Annotated in this window: 10 protein-coding genes; 3 read left to right on the forward strand and 7 right to left on the reverse strand. The window is 28.6% G+C overall.

What is annotated here, in order from left to right; genetic code table 11:
* Positions 1-21: 21 nt before the first annotated feature.
* Positions 22-1,251, forward strand: a complete 1,230-nt coding sequence (locus TY07_RS09290; protein WP_042398557.1) for an MFS transporter — start codon at positions 22-24, stop codon at positions 1,249-1,251.
* Positions 1,252-1,461: 210 nt separating this feature from the next.
* Complete coding sequence (locus tag TY07_RS09295) at positions 1,462-1,710, forward strand: hypothetical protein (RefSeq protein WP_042398560.1); 249 nt, start codon at positions 1,462-1,464, stop codon at positions 1,708-1,710.
* A gap of 162 nt (positions 1,711-1,872) precedes the next feature.
* Here TY07_RS09295 and TY07_RS09300 read toward each other — a convergent pair whose 3' ends face one another.
* The 6 genes from TY07_RS09300 to TY07_RS09325 form a co-directional block, all read right to left on the reverse strand.
* On the reverse strand, positions 1,873-2,397 hold the full coding sequence (locus TY07_RS09300) for a DUF308 domain-containing protein (protein ID WP_042398564.1): 525 nt from the start codon (positions 2,395-2,397) through the stop codon (positions 1,873-1,875).
* 166 nt (positions 2,398-2,563) lie between these two features.
* The gene (locus TY07_RS09305; protein ID WP_042398567.1) at positions 2,564-3,838 is read right to left on the reverse strand and encodes an MFS transporter; all 1,275 of its coding nucleotides are present in this window, start codon (positions 3,836-3,838) and stop codon (positions 2,564-2,566) included.
* Positions 3,828-4,628, reverse strand: a complete 801-nt coding sequence (locus tag TY07_RS09310; RefSeq protein ID WP_042398570.1) for an ABC transporter ATP-binding protein — start codon at positions 4,626-4,628, stop codon at positions 3,828-3,830. Before TY07_RS09310 ends, TY07_RS09305 begins: the two co-directional genes overlap by 11 nt.
* Before the next feature lie 2 nt (positions 4,629-4,630).
* A complete protein-coding gene (locus tag TY07_RS09315) occupies positions 4,631-5,638 on the reverse strand; it encodes a FecCD family ABC transporter permease (RefSeq protein WP_042398573.1) in 1,008 nt (335 codons plus the stop codon).
* A complete protein-coding gene (locus TY07_RS09320) occupies positions 5,638-6,630 on the reverse strand; it encodes a FecCD family ABC transporter permease (protein WP_042398576.1) in 993 nt (330 codons plus the stop codon). Before TY07_RS09320 ends, TY07_RS09315 begins: the two co-directional genes overlap by 1 nt.
* Positions 6,617-7,567: an iron-hydroxamate ABC transporter substrate-binding protein gene (locus tag TY07_RS09325; protein ID WP_042398579.1), complete on the reverse strand. Its 951-nt coding sequence runs from the start codon at positions 7,565-7,567 to the stop codon at positions 6,617-6,619. Before TY07_RS09325 ends, TY07_RS09320 begins: the two co-directional genes overlap by 14 nt.
* Positions 7,568-7,842: 275 nt before the next feature.
* On the opposite strand from TY07_RS09325, the gene TY07_RS09330 reads away from it, so the two are divergent.
* The gene (locus TY07_RS09330) at positions 7,843-8,847 is read left to right on the forward strand and encodes a helix-turn-helix domain-containing protein (protein ID WP_042398582.1); all 1,005 of its coding nucleotides are present in this window, start codon (positions 7,843-7,845) and stop codon (positions 8,845-8,847) included.
* A 33-nt stretch (positions 8,848-8,880) separates the two neighbouring features.
* Here TY07_RS09330 and TY07_RS09335 read toward each other — a convergent pair whose 3' ends face one another.
* Complete coding sequence (locus tag TY07_RS09335; protein ID WP_042398585.1) at positions 8,881-9,420, reverse strand: flavodoxin family protein; 540 nt, start codon at positions 9,418-9,420, stop codon at positions 8,881-8,883.
* Positions 9,421-9,644: the final 224 nt, after the last annotated feature.

Genomic DNA, 9,644 nt, shown 5'->3' on the forward strand with positions numbered 1-9,644 from the left:
TTTATCAAAAGGAGTATTAAAATGCAAAATACACTTACAAAAAACAAGTATTTGCCTACGGCATTATCTATGTATATTAACTACTTTATACATGGTATGGGTTGTATAATATTAGCCCAAAATATTGATTTCTTAATGGAACAATTTAACACTAATAACGCTGGAGTATCTTATGTTATCTCAGCACTTGGATTAGGTAGATTAATTGTTTTATTTGTCTCTGGTATATTATCAGATAAATATGGTAGAAAACCATTCGTACTTTTAGGTATGGGAACTTATGTATTATTCATGGGTGGTATATTAATTAGTAATAATGTTACAATGGCATTCTTCTTTGCTTTATTAGCTGGTATGGCTAACTCATTCATGGATGCTGGTACTTATCCTGCATTAACTGAATGTTTCCCTGAAGCATCAGGAAGTGCTAACGTTGCAATAAAAGCATTTATCTCAGCTGGTCAATTCGTATTACCATGGATAATAAGCTTCTTAATTGCTAACAATCTTTACTTTGGATGGTCATTCATCTTCTGTATCGTAGTATTCTTAATAAACGGATTATTTATATTCAAACTTAAATTCCCTGAATTTAAGGCTGTTGAAAAAAGCGAAGCTACTACAGAAGAAAAAGTTGAATCTACTGTTAAGGCTAACTTCTGGATTGAAGGTATCTGCTTAATCTTAATTGGATTTACTGCTACTGCAACATTCCAAATAATCGCAAACTGGTTACCATCATTCGCAAGAGAAGTTGCTGGTGTTGAGCAAACAGTTTCATTAAAATTAATAAGTATCTACAGTACTGGTTCAATAGTATCTGTATTTGTTACTTCAATATTAGTTGCTAAATGGATCAAACAAGTTAGATTTACATTTGTTTACCCATTAATATCTTTAATAATGTTAACAGTACTTTGGATGTTCCCAAGCACTATTACTTGCGTAGTTGCAGCATTCGTAATTGGATTCTCTGCTGCAGGTGGAGTTTTACAACTTGCTTTAACTTCAATGTCAGAATTATTCCCATCAAGCAAGGGTAAAATTACTGGTATAGTGTTTACAGCTTCAAGTATAGCTTCTACTGTAGTTCCAAGTATCACTGGTATATTAGCAGATATAAACTTAAGTCACGTAATATTATTTGATATCGGAGTAACTGCTTTAGGTGTTGTATTAGCACTTATCGTTAACATAAGATATAATATAGTTAAAAAAAATGAATTAGAAGCTGCTAATAAAGCTGCTTAATATATTTAAAAGAGATTGTATAAAAATGTACAATCTCTTTTTTGATTAACTAAATACCTATCTTATTATTACTACTTGAATTACTAAAACTATAAACTTTAAAAATAAATATAATTTATACACTAAAAAATTTATTTTACTTTTTAACATTCTAAAACATCATAAATATAATAAATATATAATGTATTAATGAATTTAGGAGTCAAAATAATGTATAAAGTTGAAATTAAAGAATTAGGTGAAAGCAAGGTTTCCCTCTGTAAAATAATACCTCATATAGACTATAAGGATTTATATAATTTAGTTAAACCATATACAAATCAAGTACACCTATCTTTCTCCCTTCCGAATAATTGCCCTAACGGCAAAGAATGGGGAAATATATATGCATCTCAACAAGTCATTGGCCAAATAAAAATGACTTATATTGAAGAAGAACATGATTCTTCATCTAATTAATTACTTAAATAAAAAAACTATAGAGTAAATATTACAAACATATTACCCTATAGTTATTTTTTAGTTTAAATAACATCTATTCTATATTTTTTTGTCATCCACATAATACTGCGTACTTTGTAACTACAGTAAATTACTCTAATGTCTTTTTGAAATTAGAATTTAATCCATAATCTCTTCTTTTCCATTATGAATACTTATCATTTCAAACACACCTTCAATAATCAATTCAAATCCTAATATTAATATATGCTCTGTTGCCTTTCCTAATGGATCAAAAATCAATAAAATTGATAATGTAAATTCAATTATTGCTTTTATTAATGATAAAAATCCACCCTTCCTTTTAGAAAAATAATATAATGCTTCATTTAAATAATTTGCTGATTTATTCAAACCTGATAATCCCCAAAAGATAACTACCACAACTAATGCATTCTCTCTTTGAATAAGTATAGCTATAGCAACTGCTATTATTACAATCGATCTTTCTAATTTTTTCTCTTCTAAACTTGCATAGTCCTTTTCCTTAATTCCCTCTATCATTTTTATAGTTCCTTTTATAAGCAATACTATAGCACAAATACTCGGTAACCATCCAATCATTTCTTCATGATAAATAATACAAATGATACCATTTATAATTATTAATATCGTTGATATATAATCCCAAATTTGTTTTTTCATATTATCTCTACCTTCCAATCTAATTAATTAATAATTATACATAAGTTTACCAAAATATATTATTTTTTCAAAGCAATATTAATTAGTATATATTTAATTTACCCTATTTATCTTTTTATATAAAAAACCACATAGGTATATTCCCTACATGGTTTATTTATAAAATTTAAGTTTCTTTTAAACCTCTTACGTTCCTCTTAATAAATAGCATAAGCCCTATATTAAATATTGCAGAAACTAATAATATAACTCCTATTGGTATTCCCATATCTATAACTTGTCCAAATAATAACTGACCTGGTGCAACACTTATAGTTGCTACTGCCGTTGAAAATGCAGATACTCGTCCAAGCATTTCTCCCGGTACTTGCTTTTGTATAAATGTTAAAGTTAATACATTTGATAATGATAAAGATAACATTATTGCAAGTCCACCAATTGCAAATATTCCAGCTAAAGCATAATTATTTAACTTTATAAATCCTAAAGTCGACATTACAATAACTCCTGCTATCATTGGGAAATATGTGTAATGTACCTTTTTCATAGAAAACATATTAGGTTTTACACTAATCCAAAATCCGCCTAATATCATTCCTAAAACACAAACACCTTCTACTAGCCCGTATATTTCTGAAGAAAGTCCTAAGAACACATTTATAAAATATGGTGCAACTATTGATAATATTGGAACTAAGAAAATATTACATAAAGCATAAGATGCTATAATTCCAAGTACAATTTTCTTTTCATTTTTTAAGTAAATAAAACTTTCTTTCATATCTGCGAAAGACTTTTTAATAAAGTTCATAGATAATATTTTTTCTTCATCCTTTGATACAGCTATCTCATTATCAGTAACTATATTTGTCTTTACTACATCTGGAATATCTAAGAACATTTCCATTATTGCAGAAATTAAAAAGCTTACTGCATTTATTATTACAATTATTTTTATACCTAAAAATCCATAAAGTAATCCTGCAAGTATTGGTCCTGCAAAGTTAACAATAGATCCAACTTGATTTATTATTCCATTTGCAGAAGTCAGCCTTTCTTCCTCTACTATTTGTGGTATTGAAGATGTTACTGCTGGTCCATATAAAGTGGCACATATCGATAACATAAACATAACAGTTCCAACTATTAATGCACTATCATTTCCTCTAAGTAATATGAATGCATAACTTCCAATTAATATGAAGCAAAATAAATCTAGCCATACCATTATCTTTTTTCTATTTATATTATCAGATAACCTACCTGAAATTGGTGCAAAGACTATATAAGGTATAGTAGATATTGCTAATATTGTTGAAAAGGTAGCTGTACTCCCTGTAAACTCCAACAAATATAGTGACATACTAAATCTTTGAATTGCATTTCCAAATAAAGAAATAATCTGTCCTATAACTATTATTATAAAATTCTTATTTTTCATTTATCCCCCTGAATAAGTCATATTCCATACATATTGGATACTTACCATCTTCACTTATTGTAAGGTTCGCATCTATTCCATATATAGTGTTTAAGTTTTCTTTATTAATTACATCTAACGGTCTTCCCTCACAAATAATCTTTCCTTTTTTAAGACCAATAATATTATCTGCAAACCTACAAGCATTATTAAGCTCATGAAGAACTATAACTACTGTTATCTTCTTTTCTTTATTAAGTTTTTGAAGCACTTCTAACACTTCAAGTTGATAAGACATATCTAAGTAAGTTGTTGGCTCATCAAGCATTATTATTTCAGTTTCTTGAGCTAACGTCATAGCAATCCACGCTCTTTGTCTTTGCCCTCCAGATAAGTTTTCAACTCCTCTATCAGCAAATTCACTAAGACCTGTTTCTTCTATTGCCCAATCAATAAGTTCCTTATCATGACTAGTAAGTCCACCAATCATTTTTTGATGAGGAAATCTACCAAAAGCAACAAGTTCTCTTACTGTAAGTCCATCTGGACAAACTGGTCCTTGAGGTAAGAATGCAACTTCTTTTGCTATATTCTTTTCTTTTACCTTTTTTATATTTTTATTATTAATGAAGATATCACCACTTTTAGGCTTATTAATTCTTGCTATAGTCTTAAGTAAAGTTGATTTACCGCATCCATTTGCTCCAATTATTATGCTTATTTTTCCCTTTGGTATTGATAAACTCATATCTTCAATTATAGTATTATTTTCATATGCCACGCTTAAATTCTTTACACTAATAGCTTCCATAATTATTTCTCCTTCATCATTAAATAAATAAAATATGGTACTCCAAATATTGATACTGTTATTCCTACTGGAATTTCAATTGGAGAGAATAAATTTCTTGAAACTGCATCTGCAAGAATAACTATAATAATACTTATCATTGCTGAAACTGTAATAAACTTTTTATGATAAGGTCCAACTAACTTTCTTGCAATATGAGGAGATATAAGTCCTAAAAATCCTATATTACCTGCAAAAGCTGTTGCTGTCCCTGCCAAAATCACTGCAAAAGTTAAGAATTTTTTTCTTTCCTTTTCTAAATTTAAACCTAATGATATAGCAAGTTCATCTGAAAGATTTAAAACATCTAACTTTTTATGATTTAATAAAACTACTATAAACATTATTGCTACTATTGGGATTATTACCTTTGCATAGCTCCATCCTGATCCCCAAAGGCTTCCCGATGTCCAAACTAATACTCTATTATAGTCTCCAACACCACCTCTAAAAGTAAAGAATGTTATAAATGCATTAAGACCGGCATTTAATCCAATACCAATTAATAAAAGTCTTTTTGGTTTTATTCCCTTTCTACTAGACATCATATATATTATGAATGCCGTAACTGCTGCACCTATTATAGCCATAGCTGGTAGTACAAATATTGATAATTGTCCAAGCTCACTATAATATGCTCCAGTTGAATATGTAATAAATAATACTGCTGCAACTGCTGCCCCAGCATTTATCCCTATTATTCCTGTATCTGCTAAATCATTTTTAGTTACAGTTTGAAGAATTGCTCCTGCTGTTGATAATGCAACTGCTACAAACATACCAACTAAAAGTCTTGGAAGTCTAATAGTTAATATTGCTGTATTTTGAAGCTTAGTCCCATTTCCTAAAAGAGTATTTATAACTTCTGAAGGTGAAATCTTATATGTTCCCCAACATAATGTAACCATAAAAGAGACTACTAATAAGACAAGTAAAATTGCTATAACTAATTTAAAATTTTTCTTATTCATTATCCTCTCTCCTTTCTAGCTACTGATATAAAGAATGGTATTCCTATTAATGCTGTAAATACTCCAATTGGTGTTTCATAAGGATTAAATATCATTCTTGCTGCAACATCTGCAAATGTTAAAAGAACTGCTCCAAGTAAAAATGAACATGGAATATTTCTTCTATAATCTTCACCTAATAATTTTCTAACTATTTGAGGTACTATTAACCCTACAAATGCTATATTTTTACCTACTGCAACTGCCGCTGCACACATTGGTATCATAACCATAAGGGTTACGAATCTTATTTTTTCTGGATTTTCTCCAAGTCCAATTGCAACGTCATCACCTAAATTTAATATGTTTATCTTTGGTGATAAAAATACTGCTATAATAAGTCCTATAACTCCTACTACAAAAATTAATTTGAAATCTGCCCAACTTGCATTTCTAAAACCTCCAGATACCCAAAATCCTATCATTTGAGATTGATTTGATAAAAGACCAATTACTGTAGTTAAAGAAATGAAAAATGTACTCATAGCTGTTCCTGCTAAAAGTATCTTTGCAATTGAGTTATTATTTGCTTTTTTCGATATAAATCCTAAAACTATAATTCCCGTTATTAATGCTCCTATAAAAGAAGCTATCATTACATTTCGAGTAGTTATTCCTATTCCTGCTGCATAAAAAATAGCTATTACTAAAGTTGCTCCTTGGCTTATACCTAAGATAGATGGTTCAGCTATTGGATTTCTAGTAACACCTTGAATCATTGCCCCTGTTACTCCTAATACCCCACCTGTAAATAATACAGCTAAAGCCCTTGGAATACGTACATCTCTAACTAACATAAGTTCTAATGTTTCATTATAATTAAATATACTATTCCAAATATCCTTAAACGTAATATGGACTGACCCTAGCCTAATGGCTAAAGTCAATCCTCCTATTAAGAGTAACAAACTACAAATTACAAATATTATTGTACGTTTATTACTTTGTTTCATTTAACATGTCACCTATTTCATCTACTAATATTTCTCTTCCAATTGAGCTATATCCTTGGTTAAAGTATGGTGATGATTCTAATACTACTACATTACCATTTTTAACTGCAGGTAAGTTGTTCCAAATGCTATTTGCTTCTAATTGAGCTAAATCTTCATCCGTTGCAATTACGAATATATAATCAGATTGAATTGCTGCTAAACCTTCATAAGTTACAACTGGTAAGCTAATGTCTGTTTGTTCTGGCATTCCTGCTGGTTTAGCTAATCCCATATCGTTATATAATACATCACCAAATCCTGCACCATCAAATATGAAGAATTGTCCACCACTTGCTAAGAATGAAAGATAAGTTGTGTCTTCACCATATTCAGCTTTGATTTTATCTCCAGCTTCTTTAGCTTTATTTTCGTAATTAGCTATCCATTCATTAGCAACATCTTCTTTATTAAATACTTTTGCTAAAGTTCTAACATCATCTTTCCAATTTAAAGCTTCTAATTGAATCATAACTGTTGGAGCAATTTCACTTAATGCATCATACATTTTTTCTTGAACTGTTGATATAACTATTAAATCTGGATTTAAGTTCATAACCGCTTCTACATCCATAGTATCTTGCATGCTATATCCTAAAATTTCAGCACCTTTTAATGTTTCTTCTAAATATGAAGGGAATTTAGTGTAATCATAAGCATCACTATTTGCAGTACCTACAACATCATATCCTAAGATTGATAATATATCACTGTTCCCACTTAAATCTACTATTCTTTGTGGATCTGCTGGTATTTCAACATCTCCTCTTACATCTGTAACTGTTACAGTATTTTCAGTTGTTTTGTCTTCATTTGCTGTCCCGTTGCTAGCACATCCAACAAACATCATAGCTGTCATACAAGTTGCCACTATTGCTTTTAAAACTTTATTCTTCATTTTGTACCTCCATTTATTTTATAATTAACTTCTGTTTTTTCTCGTCGACTGTAAGTTGATTGTATATGAGAGTCATTCTCATTTCAATCCTTACATCTAATTTAATAATTTTATCATCTATTATAATAATTTATTTTGTATTTAACTAAATTTATTTTATCCAAATTACTTATAAATAATTTCTATAATCTATTAAACTAATTATTTATTTTTTATTGTAAATACTTATAATTATAATATATTTACTTTAATTATTATTAATATAGAGGTATATCATGATTTCTAAAACAACAAAAGATTTTCAAGCTACCGTTTTAAATAAAATGACTTTTAAACCATATGAAACTAAAAATTATACTATATATAAAAATGAAAATAATCCTGAACTTGGGCATTTTATTAAATATTCACGTGAAGAATATTATGACTTTGGCATAGGTGATTACACTATCCCTGCAGATTTTTCTATTTCTTTTGATCATAATGAAGAAATAATGAGGTTTGGTACTGTTTATACTGGTGAAACTTCTTTTGAAATAGAAGATAATCCTGTTTCTTCTTTCACTCCATCCTCATTTTTTGTAGTGGAAAAAACAATTCAAGGGAAACAGTTTTGGAAGAAAGGTCAACACTTTCATGGAGCTGAAATAACAATTTACAAAAAATACTTTGATGAAGTAATCAGACCAAACTTCCCCAATACTTTAGACTTTGATAACTTTATTAGTAATTATACATATAGATATCTTCCACTTGAAATCTCTACGATTATTCAAAGACTAAGAAGTATGTCTGAAGTCAATGAACTTACCCCTATATATTTAGAAAGCAAAATTTTAGAATCTATAGCTTTACTTTCCAAGGAGTTGAATTCTTCACCAGAAAATGTTTTTACTAATCAATTAAACTATGGAAAAATTAAGATAGGAAAAGATAGATATATTACATTAACTGCATCAGATGCACATGCAATACAAAAAGCTCATGATATATTAACGGAAGAAGCCTGTAATCCTCCCACTATAAAGGCTTTAAGTAAAATTGTATTTTTAAATGAACAAAAATTAAAGGCAGGATTTTCTGCAAAATATCATATGTCTATTAGTGAATATACTAATTCTATTAGAATGACAATGGCAGAAAATTTATTATCTACAACTGAGTTAAGTATTGATGAAATCTCTAAACAACTTGGCTATAATTATAGTGGTAATTTCGTTAAAATGTTTAAAAAAACTCATGGTAAAACCCCTTTAGCATTTAGAAAACTTAAAATCTAATTATCTATTATAAAGCATATGATATGGGAAAATCTATATTATAGATTTTCCCATATCATATGCTTCTTTTATTACATCTTTTCCTTTTAAAAAGTCTTTTTCAATTGCCCCACAGCCATAGATTATCCCCCTTAACTCAATGTTTTCAAAACAATCAATGTATTTTTCAAAAGATTCTACAATTGTATTCATATAATTTTTAGTAGGTGCTGCTCCACTTATAATAAGATAAGCTTCCTTATCTTTTATACTTTCTAACTTAGCATAAGTTCTGTCCATAATTGCTTTCATTTGTGCATTAAAGCTATAAAAGTATACTGGTGATGCAAAAACTATTATATTTGAGCTTATTATTTTATCTAAAATTTCCGTCATATCATCCTTATGAATACATATTCCTTTATTTAATTTGCAAGCTCTACAACCTAAACAGTAATTAATATTTTTATTATTTACTAATATTTTTTCTACATAATTTCCTGATTCCTTAGCTCCATTAATAAATTCATCACATAATACATTTGTACTACCATCATTTCTCCCAGACAAAAATACTAATATTCTTTTCCCCATAATCTTTATACTCTCCTATTATTTTCGCTAACATTTAACTTATTATCCTTAGTCTACCACTTAAAGTGCACTCCAAGGCAAGATTTAATTCCATAATTGATATATTTATTTCATATATTTTTTATTAAATTAATTATTATTGATATATCCTTTTCAATATTCCATTCCTATATTAATTTCATAGTAAAACCCTTGTATAATTAAGAAAAAAGAATCTGTTAAGC

Source organism: Clostridium saudiense (assembly GCF_000577815.1).
GTDB classification, from domain to species: Bacteria; Bacillota; Clostridia; order Clostridiales; family Clostridiaceae; genus Clostridium; species Clostridium saudiense.

What these genes read in the sequence shown, in the direction of transcription:
- TY07_RS09290 (WP_042398557.1), top strand. Translation starts at nt 22, where the DNA reads ATGCAAAATACACTTACAAAAAACAAGTATTTGCCTACGGCATTATCT.
- TY07_RS09295 (WP_042398560.1), top strand. Translation starts at nt 1,462, where the DNA reads ATGTATAAAGTTGAAATTAAAGAATTAGGTGAAAGCAAGGTTTCCCTC.
- TY07_RS09300 (WP_042398564.1), bottom strand. Translation starts at nt 2,397, where the DNA reads ATGAAAAAACAAATTTGGGATTATATATCAACGATATTAATAATTATA.
- TY07_RS09305 (WP_042398567.1), bottom strand. Translation starts at nt 3,838, where the DNA reads ATGAAAAATAAGAATTTTATAATAATAGTTATAGGACAGATTATTTCT.
- TY07_RS09310 (WP_042398570.1), bottom strand. Translation starts at nt 4,628, where the DNA reads ATGGAAGCTATTAGTGTAAAGAATTTAAGCGTGGCATATGAAAATAAT.
- TY07_RS09315 (WP_042398573.1), bottom strand. Translation starts at nt 5,638, where the DNA reads ATGAATAAGAAAAATTTTAAATTAGTTATAGCAATTTTACTTGTCTTA.
- TY07_RS09320 (WP_042398576.1), bottom strand. Translation starts at nt 6,630, where the DNA reads ATGAAACAAAGTAATAAACGTACAATAATATTTGTAATTTGTAGTTTG.
- TY07_RS09325 (WP_042398579.1), bottom strand. Translation starts at nt 7,567, where the DNA reads ATGAAGAATAAAGTTTTAAAAGCAATAGTGGCAACTTGTATGACAGCT.
- TY07_RS09330 (WP_042398582.1), top strand. Translation starts at nt 7,843, where the DNA reads ATGATTTCTAAAACAACAAAAGATTTTCAAGCTACCGTTTTAAATAAA.
- TY07_RS09335 (WP_042398585.1), bottom strand. Translation starts at nt 9,420, where the DNA reads ATGGGGAAAAGAATATTAGTATTTTTGTCTGGGAGAAATGATGGTAGT.